The organism is Roseomonas sp. F4 (assembly GCF_053891155.1).
Window position 1 is genome coordinate 940,974 of the sequence record NZ_JBSSHK010000001.1, and the last position, 17,527, is coordinate 958,500.

The 17,527-nt window shown below is 69.4% G+C and carries 16 protein-coding genes; 10 read left to right on the top strand and 6 right to left on the bottom strand.

The window, feature by feature from the left end; genetic code table 11:
- Positions 1-125 precede the first annotated feature (125 nt).
- Positions 126-1,643, top strand: coding sequence for a DegQ family serine endoprotease (locus ACVFYP_RS04500; protein ID WP_499198923.1), 1,518 nt, complete (start codon positions 126-128; stop codon positions 1,641-1,643).
- A gap of 71 nt (positions 1,644-1,714) precedes the next feature.
- Here ACVFYP_RS04500 and serB read toward each other — a convergent pair whose 3' ends face one another.
- Positions 1,715-2,608 carry a phosphoserine phosphatase SerB gene (serB, locus tag ACVFYP_RS04505; protein ID WP_499198924.1) on the bottom strand — a complete coding sequence of 298 codons (894 nt, stop codon included), beginning with the start codon at positions 2,606-2,608 and terminating at the stop codon, positions 1,715-1,717.
- A 23-nt stretch (positions 2,609-2,631) separates the two neighbouring features.
- Here serB and miaA point away from each other — a divergent pair, with 23 nt between their 5' ends.
- The 8 genes from miaA (at position 2,632) to ACVFYP_RS04545 (ending at position 12,315) form a co-directional block, all read left to right on the top strand.
- Positions 2,632-3,618, top strand: coding sequence for a tRNA (adenosine(37)-N6)-dimethylallyltransferase MiaA (miaA, locus tag ACVFYP_RS04510; protein ID WP_499198925.1), 987 nt, complete (start codon positions 2,632-2,634; stop codon positions 3,616-3,618).
- A gap of 65 nt (positions 3,619-3,683) precedes the next feature.
- Positions 3,684-5,486, top strand: coding sequence for an acetolactate synthase 3 large subunit (locus ACVFYP_RS04515; protein ID WP_499198926.1), 1,803 nt, complete (start codon positions 3,684-3,686; stop codon positions 5,484-5,486).
- A 53-nt stretch (positions 5,487-5,539) separates the two neighbouring features.
- Positions 5,540-6,061 carry an acetolactate synthase small subunit gene (gene ilvN, locus ACVFYP_RS04520; protein ID WP_499198927.1) on the top strand — a complete coding sequence of 174 codons (522 nt, stop codon included), beginning with the start codon at positions 5,540-5,542 and terminating at the stop codon, positions 6,059-6,061.
- Between the two features lie 55 nt (positions 6,062-6,116).
- Entirely contained in the window at positions 6,117-7,148 is a 1,032-nt protein-coding gene (locus ACVFYP_RS04525; protein ID WP_499198928.1) for a zinc-binding metallopeptidase family protein, read from the top strand.
- 36 nt (positions 7,149-7,184) lie between these two features.
- Positions 7,185-8,201: a ketol-acid reductoisomerase gene (ilvC, locus tag ACVFYP_RS04530; protein ID WP_499198929.1), complete on the top strand. Its 1,017-nt coding sequence runs from the start codon at positions 7,185-7,187 to the stop codon at positions 8,199-8,201.
- 90 nt (positions 8,202-8,291) lie between these two features.
- Positions 8,292-8,894: a hypothetical protein gene (locus tag ACVFYP_RS04535; RefSeq protein WP_499198930.1), complete on the top strand. Its 603-nt coding sequence runs from the start codon at positions 8,292-8,294 to the stop codon at positions 8,892-8,894.
- 216 nt (positions 8,895-9,110) lie between these two features.
- Positions 9,111-11,807, top strand: a complete 2,697-nt coding sequence (locus tag ACVFYP_RS04540; RefSeq protein WP_499198931.1) for a PAS domain-containing protein — start codon at positions 9,111-9,113, stop codon at positions 11,805-11,807.
- 175 nt (positions 11,808-11,982) lie between these two features.
- Entirely contained in the window at positions 11,983-12,315 is a 333-nt protein-coding gene (locus ACVFYP_RS04545; protein WP_499198932.1) for a hypothetical protein, read from the top strand.
- Positions 12,316-12,321: 6 nt separating this feature from the next.
- On the opposite strand, the gene ACVFYP_RS04550 is transcribed toward ACVFYP_RS04545, so the two are convergent.
- The 5 genes from ACVFYP_RS04550 to ACVFYP_RS04570 are packed head-to-tail and all read right to left on the bottom strand — an operon-like array spanning position 12,322 to position 16,990.
- Positions 12,322-13,647, bottom strand: a complete 1,326-nt coding sequence (locus ACVFYP_RS04550; RefSeq protein ID WP_499198933.1) for an LLM class flavin-dependent oxidoreductase — start codon at positions 13,645-13,647, stop codon at positions 12,322-12,324.
- The gene (locus ACVFYP_RS04555; RefSeq protein WP_499198934.1) at positions 13,640-14,443 is read right to left on the bottom strand and encodes a MetQ/NlpA family ABC transporter substrate-binding protein; all 804 of its coding nucleotides are present in this window, start codon (positions 14,441-14,443) and stop codon (positions 13,640-13,642) included. The genes ACVFYP_RS04550 and ACVFYP_RS04555 overlap by 8 nt, the downstream gene beginning before the upstream one ends.
- A gap of 11 nt (positions 14,444-14,454) precedes the next feature.
- Positions 14,455-15,267, bottom strand: coding sequence for a MetQ/NlpA family ABC transporter substrate-binding protein (locus ACVFYP_RS04560; protein ID WP_499198935.1), 813 nt, complete (start codon positions 15,265-15,267; stop codon positions 14,455-14,457).
- A gap of 17 nt (positions 15,268-15,284) precedes the next feature.
- Positions 15,285-15,938, bottom strand: a complete 654-nt coding sequence (locus ACVFYP_RS04565; protein ID WP_499199540.1) for a methionine ABC transporter permease — start codon at positions 15,936-15,938, stop codon at positions 15,285-15,287.
- 5 nt (positions 15,939-15,943) lie between these two features.
- Positions 15,944-16,990: a methionine ABC transporter ATP-binding protein gene (locus tag ACVFYP_RS04570; RefSeq protein WP_499198936.1), complete on the bottom strand. Its 1,047-nt coding sequence runs from the start codon at positions 16,988-16,990 to the stop codon at positions 15,944-15,946.
- Between the two features lie 196 nt (positions 16,991-17,186).
- On the opposite strand from ACVFYP_RS04570, the gene ACVFYP_RS04575 reads away from it, so the two are divergent.
- The gene (locus ACVFYP_RS04575; protein ID WP_499198937.1) at positions 17,187-17,501 is read left to right on the top strand and encodes a plasmid stabilization protein; all 315 of its coding nucleotides are present in this window, start codon (positions 17,187-17,189) and stop codon (positions 17,499-17,501) included.
- Positions 17,502-17,527: the final 26 nt, after the last annotated feature.

Consider the following 17,527-nt stretch of genomic DNA (forward strand, 5'->3'; position numbering starts at 1 on the left):
GGCGGGTAACGGCGTCCTCATGCCATGCCGGGCTTCCGATTCATCTCTTCCGTGCCAATGTCATGTCACACGCTGCCTGGGCTCCGGCCCTGATATCGAGTCCATTCGGAAGAAGGTCGCCACCCTTGCGCTTCGCACCCCTGCTTCTCGTCGCGGCGCTGGCCGCGCCGCTCGCCGCGCCGGCGCCTGCCCTCGCGCAGATCCCGCCGCCGGGCGCACCGATGACCTTCGCCCCGCTGGCCCAGCGCCTGCTGCCGGCGGTGGTCAATATCCAGACCAGCCAGGCCGCGGCCCAGGCCCAGGCGCAGCGCCGCCCCGGCGCGCCGGATGTGCCCCAGGCCCCGCCCGGCAGCCCCTTCGAGGAATTCTTCCGCGACTTCCTGGAGCGCAACCGCCCCCCCGGCGGTCAGCAGCCCAACCGGCCGCAGCCGCCGACGCGGCGTGGCCAGTCGCTCGGCTCCGGCTTCATCATCGACGCCTCCGGCATCATCGTGACGAACAACCACGTCATCGAGGGCGCGGATGAGATCAATGTGGTGATGTCCGACAACACCACGCTGCGTGCCGAGCTGGTGGGCGCCGATCCGCGCACCGACGTGGCCGTGCTGCGGGTGCGGCCGGAGCGGCCCTTGCCCTTCGTCAGCTTCGGCGACAGCGACACCGCGCTGGTCGGCGACTGGGTGCTGGCCATCGGCAACCCCTTCGGCCTGGGCGGATCGGTCACCGCCGGCATCGTCTCTGCCCGCGGTCGCGACATCCGCCAGGGCCAGTATGACGACTTCATCCAGACGGATGCCGCCATCAATCGCGGCAATTCGGGTGGCCCGCTGTTCAACCTGGCGGGTGAGGTCATCGGCATCAACACCGCGATCTACTCGCCCTCCGGCGGCTCGATCGGCATCGGCTTCTCCATCCCCTCCAACCTCGCCCGCAACATCGCCGGCCAGCTTCGTGATGGCGGCCGGGTGCGGCGCGGCTGGCTCGGCGTGAACATCCAGCAGGTGACGGATGAGATCGCGGAGAGCCTGGGCCTGCAGGGTGGCACCCGTGGCGCCCTGGTGGCCCGCGCGCAGGAGGATGGGCCGGCGGCCACCGGCGGCGTCCAGGCCGGCGACGTGATCCTGCGCTTCAACGGGCAGGAGGTGCGGGAGATGCGCAACCTGCCGCGGATCGTGGCGGATACCGCCGTCGGCAGCCAGGTGCCCGTTGTGGTCTGGCGCGATGGTCGGGAGGTGACGCTGAACATCACCATCGCCGAGCTTCCCGCCGAAGCGGGCCAGCCCGGGGCGCCGACCCCGACGCCCGAAGCCCCGCCGCAGACGCTGGAACTGGCGGGCCTTGGCCTGAAGATCGGCCCGATCACGCCGGAGGCGCGGGAGCGTTTCAGCCTGCGCCCCGAGAGCCGCGGCGTCGTCATCACCGAGGTCGCCCCCGGCAGCCCCGCCGCCGAGCGCGAACTGCGCCCGGGCGATGTGATCGTGGAAGTGCAGCAGGAGAGGGTGAACACGCCGGCCGAGGTGCAGGCGCGGCTGGAGACGCTGCGCCGCCAGGGCCGCGCCACCGCCCTGCTGCTGATCGAAAGCGCCCAGGGCCAGCGTTGGGTCCCGCTGCGCCTCGCCGCCCCGCGCGGCAGCCCGGGGTGATTGGGCTGGACTGACGAGGCTTGGAAAAGGCCCTCTTCCCGGATCGGGAAGGGGGCTTTTTTCTGGGCGGATCAGCCCACCCTGAACTCTGCCCGCCGAAAGCCCTGCGCATAAAGCAGCGCCAGCAGGTCCGTATGGTCCACCCGCGCCCGCGCCGCCGCCGCGACGATCGGCTTGGCGCGATAGGCCACGCCGAGCCCCGCCGCGCCGATCATGTCGAGGTCGTTGGCGCCGTCGCCCACCGCCAGGGTCGCGGCCATCGGCAGGCCGTTCTCAGTGGCCAGCCGGGTCAATGTGGCGAGCTTGGCGTTGCGGTCGAAGACCGGCTCGGCCACCTTGCCGGTCAGCTTGCCGCCCTCGATCAGCAGGGTGTTGGAGACGTGGTGATCGAAGCCGAGTTTTTGGGCGACCCGCCCGGTGAAGAAGGTGAAGCCGCCGGAGGCGAGGCAGCACACCGCGCCATCGGCCCGCATGGTGGCCACCAGGGTCGCGGCACCGGGCATGATCTCCGTGGTGGCCCAGGTCGCCTCCAACGCATCGACGGACAGGCCGGCCAGCATGGCAACGCGGGCGTGCAGGGCCTGGGCGAAGTCCAACTCGCCATTCATCGACCGCGCGGTGATGGCGGCGATCTGCTCCTTCAGCCCGGCATAGGCGGCGATCTCGTCCAGCGTCTCGGAGGTGACGATGGTGCTGTCCATGTCGGCGACCAGCAGCTTCTTGCGGCGGCCCTCCGCCGGGCTGGCGATGGCATCCACTGGCGCACCCTCCAGCGCCGTGCGGGCGGCGGCGGCGGCGAGCTCGGCCGGGGCGTTCTCGAAGGGCAGGTCCACTGCCTCCGCCTCCGCCAGCCAGTCCGGCGCGCCGGGGTTGGCGCCGAGCGCCGTCAGCGCGGCGCGGCAACGGGAAACCAGGGCTGGGTCGAGGGCGCCGGGGGCGGCGACCAGGGTCAGGATATGGGGCATGGCCCGCGCCCTGTGCCATTGCGATGACGCCAGCACAACCGCCCGCGATCCTGGTCGCGGGTCCGACCGCCAGCGGCAAGAGCGCCCTGGCCCTGGCGCTGGCCGAAAGCCTGGGCGGGGCGGTCATCAATGCCGATTCCATGCAGGTCTATGCCGGGCTGCGGGTGCTGACCGCGCGGCCGACGCCGGCCGAGGAGGCGCGCGTGCCACATCTTCTCTATGGCGTACGCCCGCCAGGGGAGGCCGGCACCGTCGCCTGGTGGCGATGCGCCGCGCTGGCCGCGATGGCGGAGGCCCGCGCGGCGGGGCGGGTGCCGATCCTATGCGGCGGCACGGGCCTGTATTTCCTCTCGCTCACCGAGGGCCTGTCCGCGATTCCCCCAGTGCCGGAAGCGGCGCGGGCGGAGGCGCGGCGGTTGCTGGCGGAGGAGGGGCCGGCCGCGCTGCATGCCCGCCTCGCCGGGCTGGACCCGGAAACGGCGGCGACACTGCGCCCCTCCGACAGCCAGCGCCTGGCGCGGGCCTATGAGGTGGTGACCGGCACCGGCCGTGGTCTGCGGGACTGGCAGAGGGAAGGGGGCACTGGCCCGGCGCCCTGGCGCTTCGCCGCCATCCTGCTCGACCCGCCGCGGGACGCGCTGCGCGCCGCCATCATCGCGCGCTGGCAAGGCATGCTGGAACAGGGCGCGCTGGAGGAGGTGCGGGCGCTGGCGGTGCAGCGCCTGGACCCGGCCTTGCCGGCCATGCGGGCGCATGGCGTGCCGGAGCTGATCGCGCATCTGGAGGGGCGGATGACGCTGGCGGCGGCCTCGGAACGGGCGATCCTCAATACCGGGCAATACACCAAGCGGCAGGCCACCTGGTTTCGCCACCATGCTTTGGCGCCCCCGGGGCTCGCGCATAGCATCCATGCGCGCGCCGATGGTCTCTCGCAACTTTCGGAAAGAGTTATGGCTGATTTGAGGATGTTTGTTTATCCGGCCGTTGACGCGCCGCAGCACCACGGGTAAGGAAACCGGGTCCGTGGCAACGCCGCGGACCAAACCCGCCAGATCACAGGAAAGCCACCCACCCCATGTCCGCCACCCCTCAGCACGCCGCGACGCAGCCCCTGACGATGTCGGGCGCCGAGGTCGTCCTTCGGGCGCTGAAGGATCAGGGGGTAGAGGTCATTTTCGGCTATCCGGGCGGCGCGGTCCTGCCGATCTACGACGCGATCTTCCAGCAGAACGCCATCCGCCACATCCTGGTGCGCCATGAACAGGCCGCGGTGCATGCGGCCGAAGGCTATGCGCGCTCCACCGGCAAGGTGGGCTGCGTGCTGGTCACCTCCGGCCCTGGCGCCACCAATGCGGTGACCGGGCTGCTGGACGCGCTGATGGACAGCATTCCGCTGGTCTGCCTGACCGGCCAGGTGCCGACGCATCTGATCGGCAATGACGCCTTCCAGGAAGCCGACACCACCGGCATCACCCGCCCCGCCACCAAGCACAACTACCTGGTGAAGCGCAGCGCCGATCTGGCGCGGGTGGTGCATGAGGCCTTCCACGTCGCCCGCAGCGGCCGCCCCGGCCCGGTGGTGATCGACCTGCCGAAGGACATCCTGATCAACAAGGCGCCCTATACGGAAGCGCCGCCCGCCGCCCAGCCGCACCGTTCCTACCGCCCCGTCACCAGCCCGGACATGGTGCAGGTGCGCAAGGCCGTGGCGATGATGAAGCAGGCGAAGCGCCCGGTGATCTATGCCGGCGGCGGCGTCATCAATTCGGGGCCGGAGGCGTCGCGGTTGCTGGCCGACTTCGCGCATCTGACCGGCTTCCCGGTGACCAATACGCTGATGGGCCTGGGCGCTTTCCCGTCCCAGGACCCGCAATTCATCGGCATGCTGGGCATGCACGGGACCTATGAGGCCAATCTGGTCATGCATGGCTGCGACGTCATGCTGAACATGGGTGCCCGCTTCGACGACCGGGTGACCGGCAACCTGGCGTTCTTTTCGCAGGGTTCGAAGAAGATCCACGCCGATATCGACCCGTCCTCCATCAACAAGAACGTCAAGGTGGAGGTGCCGATCGTCGGCGATGCCGGGCAGATCCTGGCCGCGATGATCCAGGTCTGGAAGGAAGACAGCCAGCCGCCGATGCGCGAGGATCTGGCCGCCTGGTGGCGCCAGATCGATATCTGGCGCGGCAAGGACTGCCTCCAGTACGTCCAGCAGGGCAAGATCATCAAGCCGCAGCATGCGGTGAAGCGGCTGTATGAAATCACCCGCGAATCCCGCCGCGAGACCTTCATCACCACCGAAGTCGGCCAGCACCAGATGTGGGCCGCCCAGTATTTCGGGTTCGAGAAGCCGAACCGCTGGATGACCTCGGGCGGCCTCGGCACCATGGGCTACGGCCTGCCGGCGGCGATGGGCGTGCAGATCGCGCATCCGGATGCGCTGGTTATCGACATTGCCGGCGAGGCCAGCATTCTGATGAACATTCAGGAAATGGCGACCCTCTGCCAGTACCGCCTGCCCGTGAAGGTGTTCATCCTGAACAACGAATACATGGGCATGGTGCGCCAGTGGCAGGAACTGCTGCATGGCGGCCGCTATTCCGAAAGCTATTCGGAGGCGCTGCCGGACTTCGTGAAGCTGGCCGAATCCTTCCATGGCGTCGGCCTGCGGGCGACGGAGGAAAGCCAGCTGGATGACGTCATCCGCGAAATGCTGGCGACCGACCGGCCGGTGATCGCGGATATCGCGGTGGCCAAGGACGAGAACGTCTTCCCGATGATCCCCTCGGGTGCCGCGCATAATGAGATGATCTTGGGCCCGGGCCAGGAAGGTGGCGTCGCCGGCGTCACGGATGAGGGCAAGGTTCTCGTTTGAACCTTTGCCCGCCGACCCCGCCGTCCCTTTCCTCCTGCTGAACTGCTGAACCCATGTCCGACAATTCGGAAAATTTCCGCTCCGCGACCATCGCGGTGCTGGTGGAGAACGAGGCCGGCGTGCTGGCGCGCGTCATCGGCCTGTTCTCCGGCCGCGGCTACAATATCGAAAGCCTGACCGTCGCCCCGGTGGATGAGGACCGGCGCCTGTCGCGAATCACCATCGTCACCTCCGGCACCGAGATGGTGATCGAGCAGATCAAGGCGCAGCTCGACCGGCTCGTGCCGGTGCACAAGGTCTCCGACCTTTCCCTGGCCGGGCCGCACCTCGTGCGCGAATTGGCGCTCATCAAGGTGGTGGGCACCGGCGAGCAGCGGGTGGAGGCGCTGCGCCTGGCGGATGCCTTTCGCGCCCGCGTCGTGGATGCGACCACGGAGAGCTTCGTCTTCGAAATGACCGGCAATGCCGAGAAGATCGATGCCTTCTGCAATCTGATGCGGCCGATCGGGCTGAAGGAGGTCAGCCGGACCGGCGCCGTGGCCATCGTGCGGGGCAGCTCCGCGCTGACGGTCTGAAACTTTGCCGGCCTTCACGCCGTTCGCAGGGCGAACCGTTTCCGGAGCCCACGCCATGCGCCTTTTCGCCTGCCAGAATTGCGGCAACCTGCTGCACTTCGAAAACACCGCCTGCGAGCAATGCGGCGCCCGGCTGGGCTTCCTGCCGGAGGCCGGGCGGCTGTCCGCCTTCGATCCGGATGGGCTGGCGATGCTGGATGGCGCGCCGCGGAAGCCCTGCGCCAATGTGGCGCAGGACGCCTGCAACTGGTTCCTGCCGGAGGACGACGCGGAGGACTACTGCCCGGCCTGCCGGCTGAACACCATGGTGCCGGACCTGTCGGTGCCGGAGAACCTGCCGCTCTGGCGGCGGATGGAGATGGCCAAGCGCCGCCTGATCTACACGCTGGACCGGCTGCGCCTGCCGCATCAGGACTCCGCCCTGCGCTTTTCCTTCCTCGCCGACCTCGACGGCCAGCCGCCGACCATGACGGGGCATGAGGACGGCCATATCACCATCGCGCTCGCGGAGGCCGATGATGTGGAGCGGGAGGCGCGGCGCACCCGGCTGAACGAGCCCTTCCGCACCCTGCTCGGCCATATGCGGCATGAGGTGGGCCACTGGTACCACGTCGTGCTGGTGGAACAGGCCGGCAGGGTCGAGGAGTTCCGGGCGATCTTCGGCGATGAGAGCGTGGATTACGCCGCCGCGCTCCAGGCGCATTACGCCAAGCCGCCGAATGACGACTGGCGCGGCGACTACATCTCCGCCTATGCCGCGGCGCATCCGCATGAGGACTGGGCGGAATGCTTCGCCCATTACCTGCACATGGTGGACAGCCTGGAGATGGCGACCAGCTTCGGCATGAAGATCAGCCCGGTGCTCGACAAGCAGGGCGTGCTGGAGACGGAGCTGGATTTCAGCCCCTACCGGGCCGGCATGGAGGAGATCCTCAATGCCTGGACACCGCTGACCATTGCCATGAATGCGATGAACCGCTGCATGGGCACGCCGGACCTCTACCCCTTCGTGCTCAGCGCGCCGGTGGCGCGCAAGCTTGGTTTCATCCACGAAGTGGTGCATCACCGCCCCGTTACGGGGCATTAGCGCCCCCAACCGGGGCAACCGAAGGAAGCTGTGACGATGCGTGTGTATTATGACCGCGATGCGGATGTGAATCTGATCAAGGCCAAGAAGGTCGCGGTCATTGGCTTCGGCAGCCAGGGCCATGCCCATGCCCAGAACATGCGCGACAGCGGCGTGGCCGATGTGGTCATCGGCGCGCGCCAGGGCGGGTCCTGGAAGAAGGCGGAAGCCGCCGGCTTCAAGGTGATGACGCCGGCCGATGCGGCGAAGTGGGCCGATGTGGTCATGGTGCTGACGCCGGACGAACTGCAGGGCGACCTGTACCGCGACCATCTGCACGCGAATCTGAAGCCCGGCGCGGCGCTGGCCTTCGCTCACGGCCTGAACGTGCATTTCAACCTGCTCGACCCGCGCGCCGATATCGACGTGTTCATGATCGCGCCGAAGGGCCCCGGCCACACCGTGCGCGGCGAATACCAGAAGGGCGGCGGCGTGCCCTGCCTGGTGGCCGTGCACCAGAACCCCTCGGGCAATGCGCTGGAAATCGCGCTGTCCTACGCCTCCGCCATCGGCGGCGGCCGCTCGGGCGTCATCGAGACAACCTTCAAGGAGGAATGCGAGACCGACCTGTTCGGCGAGCAGGTTGTGCTCTGCGGCGGTCTGGTCGAGCTCATCAAGGCTGGCTTCGAGACGCTGGTCGAGGCCGGCTATGCCCCCGAGATGGCCTATTTCGAGTGCCTGCACGAGGTGAAGCTGATCGTCGACCTCATCTATGAGGGCGGCATCGCCAACATGAACTACTCGATCAGCAACACGGCCGAATACGGCGAATACGTCACCGGCCCGCGCATCATCACCTCCGAGACCAAGAAGGAGATGAAGAAGGTCCTGGAGGACATTCAGTCCGGCAAGTTCGCCCGTGACTGGATGCTGGAGAACAAGGTGAACCAGGCCAGCTTCAAGGCCACCCGCCGCCGCCTGGCCGAACACCCGATCGAGGAAGTCGGCGAGAAGCTGCGCGGCATGATGCCCTGGATCAAGACCAACCAGCTGGTCGACAAGGCCAAGAACTAAGCCAAGCTCGTCGCTCCCCCCGCGGTTGCGGGGGGTTGCGGCACTGCCGCAACGCCAGCGGCTGGTCGGGTGGGGGTTCCATCGCTCGCCATGCGCCACATCGCCTGCCTCCACACCGCCGCCTCCAACGCGCCCCTGTTCGATGCCGCCTGCCCGCCGAGCCTGAGCCTGCACCACAGCATCCGCCCGGACCTTCTGGCGGAAGCCGAATCCGCCGGTGGCCTGACTCCCGAGATCGCCGCCCGCACGGCTGCGGCGCTCGACGCCCTGGCCCTGCCCGGCATCCACGCCATCCTGCTGACCTGCTCCACCCTCGGCCCCGCCATCGACCTCACCCGGTCCGGCCTGCCGGTGCATCGTGCCGATGCCGCCCTCGCGCGGGCGGTGGCGCGCCAGCCTGGCCCGGCGGTCGTGCTCTGCGCGGTGGAAACCACGCTGGTGCCCACCAAGGCCCTGTTCGCGGGTTGTGGCGCGGTTGTGACAGTAAAGCTCGTGCCGGGGGCCTGGCCGGCCTTCCGGGCCGGGGATGGCGCCCTTTATGCGGAACTGGTGGCGGCGGCGGCGGATGCGGCCTTCGCGGACGGCGCCGCCTGCCTCGCGCTCGCCCAGTCCAGCATGGCGCCGGCGGCCGGGCTCTGCCGCCGCGGCCAGGCGCTGACGGTCCCCGGGGAGAGTCTTCGCGCCCTGATCTGACGTTTGCTGCAACGCGGATGCCTGCCGCCGCGTTGTCGATCGGAAGCGTCCCTGGCCGGGGAAGCTTCTCTCACTCACCGGCAAAGGGTGGTCGTGCCCGTCTTTGTGACGCCACGCCCCGTTTGTCCGGCGCTACATTTCCCGATATGGGCGCGCGGGTCGGAGTCGCGCCGTAGCATTGCGCCTGGCTGGCGCGCGGGAGCCTGTCACTCGACCATGCGCCGCATCGCGCCATTGCCAGCCGGATCGGACGGACCCGGCGGGGCAGTCGAGACCCGGCACGCCGCACCGGACTGGTCCTCGACGCCGCTCGGCCCGATGGCCGACTGGTCCGACATTCTGCGCGGCTTCCTGGATCTCGTGCGCGAGCATGCCGGCCCCGCCGCTTTGATCTGGGGCGCCGAACTCACCTGTTTGCACAACGCCGCCTTCGGCCCGCTGCTGCCACATGGCGCGGCGCAGGGCACGGCCTGCGGCCTGCTCTGGCCCGGTGAGGACGGGATCGCGCCGCTGGTGCAGGCGGCATTGGCCGGGCGGCCCGGGCGGCGGACCGCGCTGGAATGTCCCGGGCCCTGCTTCTTCGACCTGCTGGCCATGCCGGTGCGGGATGCCGATGGCAGCATCGCCGGCGTCCTGCTGACCGCGACGGACATCACCTTCTCCATCCTCGCGGAACGGCGCGACGCCTTCCTGCTCGACCTCGACGCCGCGCTGCGGGATCTGGACGCGCCCGAAACCCTCCTGCGCAGCGCGACCGAGGCGCTGGGCCGGCATCTGGCGGCGGGGCGCTGCGCCTTCGCCGAGGTGGATGCGGAGCAGACGGCCTGGCGCATCGAGGGCGACTGGACCGATGGCCGCCTGCCCAATCTCCTCGGCGCCTGGCCGCTGTCGGATTTCGGCGAGGATCTCGTCACGCTGCGGCAGGGCCGCGCCCTGGGGCTGGGGCAGGGGGCGGAGGTGCTGACGGTGCCGCTGCTGAAGCAGGGCGAGCTGGCCGCCCTGTTCCGCCTGCATCACCCCACTCCGCGCGACTGGACGCCACAGGAGGTGGCGCTGGTGCTGGAGGTGGCGGAACGCCTGTGGTCGGCGCTGCGCCGCCGCCGGGCGGAGGCCGCGCTGCGCACCAGCGAGGCACGGCTGCGCCGCGTGCAACAGGTGGGCCGCGTCGGCGGCTTCGAGATCGACCTGCGCACCGGGCAGAATCTGCGCTCCCCGGAATACATGGACCTCCAAGGCCGCGGCGCGCGATCGGCGGAGGAGCAGCATGCGGACTGGGTGGCGCGGCTGCATCCGGAGGATCGGGTGCGCGCGGAACGCCGCTTCCTTGATGCCATCTCGGCAGAATCGAGCGCCACGGACTACGCGCAGGAATACCGCATCGTCACGCCGACCGGCGCCATTCGCTGGATCGCGGCGCGGGCGGAGATCGAGCGGGATGAGGCCGGACGGGCGCTGCGGATGCTGGGCGCCCATGTCGATGTGACGGAGCTGAAGCAGGCCGAGGCGGCGCTGGCCGAATCGGTGCAGCGCGCGCAGGAGGTGCTGGAGAGCCTGGGCGACATGCTCTACGCGCTGGATTCGGAGGGCGCGATCCGCTTCGCCAGCCGCCGGGCCCTGGAGATGTGGGGTCTGCGACGGGAGCAGGTGCTGGGCCAGCGCTTCCTGGAGCTGTTCCCCGCGGTGAGCGGCAGCCAAAGCTGGGAGTCGATCACCCAGGCCATCGCCTCGGGCCGGGAGATGCACCTCTGCGCGCGTTCGCCCCTGATTGGCCATTGGTTCGAGCTCAATATCCACCCGGCGCAGGGCGGTGGCGTGACCGTCGCGGCCCGCGATGTGGAGGCACGACGCCAGGCCGAAATTCAGCGCCGTGCGGCGGATGCCGCGCTGCGCGCCAGCGCCGAGAGGCTGCGCCTGGCACAGGAGGCCGGGCAGGTCGGCACCTGGGAATGGGAGATCGCCACCGGCGCCGTGCACTGGTCAGAAAGCTGCCATCGCCTCTATGGCTCCGACCCTCTCGGCCCGGTCGACGTGCTGGGCTGGCGCCAATCCATCGAGGCGGCCGACCGCCCGGCGGTGGAGACGCAGCTGCGCCATATGCTCGCCGGCGACCAGATGCACTGGTCCGCGGAATTCCGCATCCGCCGCGCCGGGGATGGCGCGCTGCGCTGGATCGCCGAGCGTGGGGAGGTGGTGCGCGACCAGATCACCGGCCGCGCCCTGCGGATGCTCGGCGTGGCGCTGGACGTGACGGAACGCCGCGAGTCGGAGGATCGCCAGACCCTTCTGATGCGGGAGTTGGATCACCGCGCCAAGAACGCCCTAGCGGTGGTGCAGGCCGCGGTACGGATGACACCGCGCGAGGATCCGGAGGCCTTCGCCGCGGCCGTGCTGGGCCGCATTGCCGCCCTGGCCCGTGCCCATACGCTTCTGGCCGAGGGCAAATGGGACGGGGTGGAGCTGCGCCAATTGGCGGCGGCGGAGCTGGCGCCTTTCCAAACCACTGATGGAGGCCCGAGGGTGACCGTGGAAGGGCCCCCGGTGACCATCGCCCCGACCGCCGCCCAGGCCCTGTCCATGGCGCTGCACGAATTGACCACCAATGCGATCCGGCATGGGGCGCTGTCGGTGCCGGAAGGGCGGGTCCGGCTGGCCTGGACCCTGGATGAGGGGGCGCGCCAGCTCTCGCTGAGCTGGGCGGAATCCGGCGGTCCACCCATTGCCGGCCCGCCGACCCGGTCCTGTTTCGGGCTGCGCGTGATGGCCGCCACCATTGCCGGCCAGCTTGGCGGCAGGCTGCGTCACGAATGGCGCGCGGAGGGCCTGCTGTGTCGCATGGTCATGCCGCTGTCCCGCGCCTCGGCGCCGGACCTCGAGCAGCAACTGGCGAGTTCCACCACGATGCTGACGGAATAGGGATTCGGGCGCGGGAACATCATTCGCGAACCGGCCTGCGGCGAATCCGTCCACGGCCCCCAGAGACGTCTCGGAATTTGATACGTCTCGTGGCGCTGTTATTCGTTAAGAATCCATTGACTTGCGGCCATTGCTTCGGCTTTTGAGGGTCGTGCCGGGTCGAAAAGGACACACCATGCGACGCCAGAATTGGTTCTACGTTGCAGGCACGCTTTGCCTGTTGGCTATCGTGGTCGCTGTCGTCGTGGTCGTGCGCCGGCCGCCGGAGCCTGGCACCGCCGCCGCCTTCCGCGCCATGTCCGCCGGCTCGGGCACCATCGCCCCCTATGCGGTGCCCATGGAGCGCCGCCGGGCCGCGGCGGATACCTGTGAGGGCTATAATCTGGAGCTGGAGGAGGGTGCCGGCATCCAGCGCCGCATCAACAACAATGCGGAGGCGCAGCGCCTTCTGAGCATGCGCCAAAACTGCGCCTCCGGTGCCGCGCCGGTCATTCGCTCGGCGCGCTGAGGTCCCTCACGGGAAGAAGCGGTTCCCGGGCCGCTTGAGGCCCAGGTGGTCGCGCAGCGTGGTGCCTTCATAGTCGCGGCGGAACAAGCCGCGGCGCTGCAATTCCGGCACCACCTTGTCGACGAAATCATCCAGCCCCGCCGGCACATGCGGGAACATGATGTTGAAGCCGTCGCAGCCGCGACCCTCCAGCCACTGCTCCATCTCATCGGCGATGGAGGCGGGCGTGCCAACCAGCGCGAGGCCGGCATAGCCCCCTAGGCGCTGCGCCAATTGCCGCACCGTGAGCCCTTCGCGCCGCGCCAGGTTGATGGCGCGTTCGCGGCCGGATTTGCTGGCCTCGGTCTCAGGGATCTCGGGCAGGGGGCCGTCGGGGTCGAAGGCGCGGGCATCGACGCCGAGCGCGATGGAAAGCGAGCCGATGGCGCTGTCGTAATGCACCAGGCTGTCGAGGTGGTCGCGCGCGGCGCGCGCCTCCGCCACCGTATCGCCCACCACCACCAGCGCGCCCGGCAGGATCTTGATGCCCTCGGGATCGCGGCCGTAGCGGGCGGCGCGGCCCTTCACATCGGCGTAGAAGGCCTGCGCATCCGGAAGCGTGCCGCCGGCGGCAAAGACCATTTCCGCCGTCTCCGCCGCGATCTGCCGCCCGGCATCGGAGGCCCCAGCCTGCACGATCACCGGCCAGCCCTGCACCGGGCGGGCCACGTTCAGCGGGCCGCGCACCGAAAGTTCCGGGCCCTTATGGTCCAGCACATGCATCCGCGCCGGGTCCCAGAAGATTCCCGTCTGCTGGTCGCGGATGAAGGCGTCGTCGGCGAAACTGTCCCAGAGGCCGGTCACGACATCGTAGAACTCACGCGCGCGCTTGTAGCGCTCTCCATGCGCCATATGGGCGTCCTGGCCGAAATTCAGCGCGGCGTCGGGGTTGGCGGTGGTCACCAGGTTCCAGCCCGCGCGGCCGTTCGAGATATGGTCGAGCGAGGCGAATTTACGGGCGACGTGATAGGCGTCGTTATAGGTGGTGCTGGCGGTGGCGATCAGCCCGATGCGCTCCGTCACCGCGGCCAGGGCCGGCAGCAGCGTCAGCGGGTCGAAGCTGGTGACGGTATGGCTGCGGCGCAGCGCCTCGATCGGCATGTTCAGCAGGGCCAGGTGGTCGGCCATGAAGAAGGCGTCGAACTTTCCCGCCTCCAGCTTCTGAATCAGGTACTTCAGCCGCTCGAAATTGAAATTCGCATCGGCCCAGGCGCCCGGGTAGCGCCAGGCGCCGGTGTGGATGCTGACCGGGCGCATGAAAGCGCCCAGATGCAGCCGCCGGCGCTCAGCCACCGGCGATCACCGCGCCACCAAAGGTCGCCTCGACGAAGGCGCGCAGTTCCGGATGGCGGTAGCCCTCCGCCAGGCGCTTGGCCCAGGGCTTCTCCGCATCGGCACGGCGCACCACCACCAGAACGGTGTAGACGCTCTGCTCCGTCTCCCGCGCCAGGGCGTCGCGCAGCGGGTTGAGGCCGGCGGGCACCGCGTAATTGCCGGTGATGGCGCCGGCATCCACATCCTCCAGCGAACGGGCAATGGAGGCGGCCTCCAGCTCCACGATGCGGATGCGCTTCGGATTGGCGGTGATGTCCGCCACCGTCGCCCTGTGGTCCGCGCCCGCGCGCAGCGTGAAGGCGCCATTCTGCGCCAGCAGCAGCAGGGCGCGGCCGCCATTGGTCGGGTCGTTCGGGATGGCCACGCGCGCGCCGTTGGGCAGCGCGTCCAGGCTGCGATGGCGGCGGGAGAAGACGCCCATCAGCGTCAGCACCGTCTTGCCCACCGGCACGAAGTCGTAGCCGCGCTGGGCCCGCTGGGCCTCCAGGAAGGGCAGGTGCTGATAGGCATTGGCGTCCAGGTCGCCGGCGGCGAGCGCCGCATTCGGCTGGATGAAGTCGCCGAATTCCACGGCGCGGGTGACGAAGCCGTCCCGCGCCAGCAATTCCTGCACCTTCTCGAAGGTCTGGGCATGGACGCCCTGGGTGACGCCGACGCGCAGCGGCCGCGCGGCGGTGCCGAATTCGGCGCCCTGCGCCCGCGCCGCGAAGGGCAGCAAGGCGGGCAGGGCGAGGAGGGAGCGACGGAGCAGCATGGGAAACCTCCTCAGAATGCGGGAACCGCGGCGCCCTGGAAGGTCGCCTCGACGAAATCCTTGACCTCCTGATTGTGGTAGGCCGCCAGCAGGCGGCGCACCCAGGGGGCGTCGCGGTTGCGTTCATGCACCGCGATGACATTGGCATAGGGGCTGTCGCCCGATTCCCGGGCAATCGAATCCCGCACCGGGTTCAGCCCGGCCGGCACCGCGAAGTTGGTGTTGATCGCCGCGGCTTCCAACTCCTCCAGCGCGCGGGGGATCTGCGCGGCTTCCAGCTCGACGACGCGGATGCGCTTCGGATTCGCCGCGATATCCGCCACGGAGGCGCGGAAATCGGCGCCCTCGCGCAGGCTGAAGGCGCCGTTGCGCGCCAGCAGCACCAGGGCGCGGCCGCCATTGGTCGGGTCGTTGGGGATGGCGATGCGCCCGCCCGACGGCACATCGGCCAGGCTGCGGTGCCGCTTCGAATAGATGCCCATGGGGAAGATCAGCGTCTTGCCGACGCTGACGATGCGCAGGCCGCGGTCATGCACCTGCTGATCCAGGAAGGGCTGGTGCTGGTAGCTGTTGGCATCCAGGTCGCCGGCGGCCAGCGCCGCATTGGGCTGGATATAGTCGCGGAATTCGATGACCCGCAGGACCAGCCCGTCGCGCGCGGCAATCTCACGCACCTTTTCGAGCACCTGGGAATGCGGGCCGGCGGTACCGGCGATGCGCAGCGGCCGGGCGGCGGTGCCGATCTGCTCCTGCGCATGGGCCAGAGCGGGCAGCAGGGCCGGGGCGGCGAGGGCGCCAAGGGTCAGCAGACGACGGGACAGCATGATCGGGAAGGACTCCATCAGCGATGCGAGGTGCGGCGGACCAGCCAATCGCCCAGCGATTGCAGCCCCTGCACCAGCAGGATGAGAATGAGAACGACGGTGGCCATCACCTCCGGCATGAAGCGCTGGTAGCCGAAGCGGATGCCGAGGTCGCCGAGGCCGCCGCCGCCGACCGCGCCGGCCATGGCGGAAAAGCCGACCAGCGAGACCAGGGCGACGGTGGTGGCGGCGATCAGCCCCGGCAGGGCTTCCGGCACCAGCACCTTCCAGAGGATTTGCAGGCGGCTGGCGCCGACGGCGCGCGCGGCTTCGATCACGCCCTTATCCACCTCCCGCAGCGCATTCTCGAACAGCCGCGCCAGGAAGGCGGTGGCGGCCAGCGCCAGCGGCACGATGGCGGCGCCGGTGCCGATGGAGGTGCCGGCGACCAGCCGGGTGAAGGGCACGATGGCGACCATCAGGATGATGAAGGGCGTGGAACGCGCCGCATTCACCAGCAGCCCGAGCGGCCGGTTGAGCCAGGGTTTCGGCGTCAGCCCCTCCGGCGACGTCACATGCAGCAGCAGGGCGATGGGCAGGCCGAAGACCACGGCGATGGCGGCGGAGGCACTGACCATCGCCAGCGTCTGCCAGAGCGCCTCGATCAGCAGATCCTGCAAGGCGGGGGTCAGCCAGCTCATGCCACGCTCTCCGACAGCTCTGAAACGGTCAGGCCCAGGCCGCGCATCCAGGCGAAGGCCGCATCGACCTTGTCCTCTGGCCCATAGGCGGCCAGCGCCATGACGCCGAAGGGCTCGCCGGCGATCTCATCGACGCGGCCGGAGACGATGTTGATGTCGAGGCCGAAGTCGCGGCTGGCCTCGCTGACCACGGCGCGGGTGCTGGCCGGGCCGGCGAAGACCACCTGGGCCAGGTGCCGCACCTCCCCGGGTCCCGGCGCCGGCAGGCGGGCCAAGGTGGCGGCGGGGACGGAATGGCCGATGACCTCCGCGACGAAGCGGCGGGTGGTGGGCTGTTCCGGACGGGTGAAGACGTCGAAGACGCGGCCCTGCTCGATGATCCGCCCGGCCTCCATCACCGCCACGCGGTCGCAGATGGCCTTCACCACGCCCATCTCATGGGTGATGAGCAGCACCGTCAGGTCCAGACGCGCTCGCAGGTCGCGGATCAGGGCGAGGATTTCCTGCGTCGTCTCCGGGTCCAGCGCGCTGGTCGCTTCGTCGCACAGCAGGATTTCGGGGCGGGAGGCCAGCGCGCGGGCGATGCCGACCCGCTGCTTCTGGCCGCCGGAGAGCTGGGCCGGATAGGCGTCCCGCTTCGCCTCCAGCCCCACCAGCGGCAGGATCTCGGTCACGCGCGCCTGGCGTTCGGCGCGCGAAATGCCGGCGACCTCCAGCGGGAAGGCGATGTTCTCGGCGACGGTCCGGCGGCTGTGCAGGTTGAAGTGCTGGAAGACCATGCCGATGCGCCGGCGCGCGGCACGCAGGGCGGCCTCGTCCAGCGCCAGCATGTCCTGGCCGAGCACGGTGATGCGCCCGGCATCGGGCCGCTCCAGCAGGTTCACGCAGCGGATCAGCGTGGATTTGCCAGCGCCCGAGCGGCCGACGATGCCGAAGATTCCGCCCGGCGCGACATCCAGCGCGACATCATCGAGTGCCACCGTTCCGCCCTGGGCGAAACGTTTGCGGAGGCCGGAAAGGGCGATGGCGGGCTGGGTGCTCATGGGGACAGGGGTATGGCCTGGGTTGCTGCGCTGCAAAAGCCTCAGGGGACGCAGGTCAGCCATGGTCTGGATCACACGCCCTTGTGGTCACGGCGGGTGAATACGTGTTGTTGAGGTATTTTGTCAATTTATACAATTGTAAATAGTGAAAAACGTGGCGACCCATCCCGCGTTCGAGGCACGGGAGGACCCGCCGATGCCCCGTGGCGACAAATCCAGCTACACCGAGAAGCAGAAGCGCAAGGCCGCGCATATCGCCGAGGGCTATGAAGACCGCGGCGTGAAGGAGCCGGAGGCCGAGGCGCGGGCCTGGGCGACCGTCAACAAGGAAAGCGGCGGCGGCAATCGCAGCGGCAGCGGTCGCGGACAGGCGGAAACCAAGGTGTCTGCACGCAAGGGCGGCGCGGCCGGCGGCAAGGCCGCTGCCGCACGCACGCCGGAGGAACGCTCCGCCAGTGCGCGGAAGGCGGCGGCGACCCGCAAGCGGAACGCGGCCGCGAAGGCGCATTGAACGGGCGGTTCAGTGGCGCGTTCAGA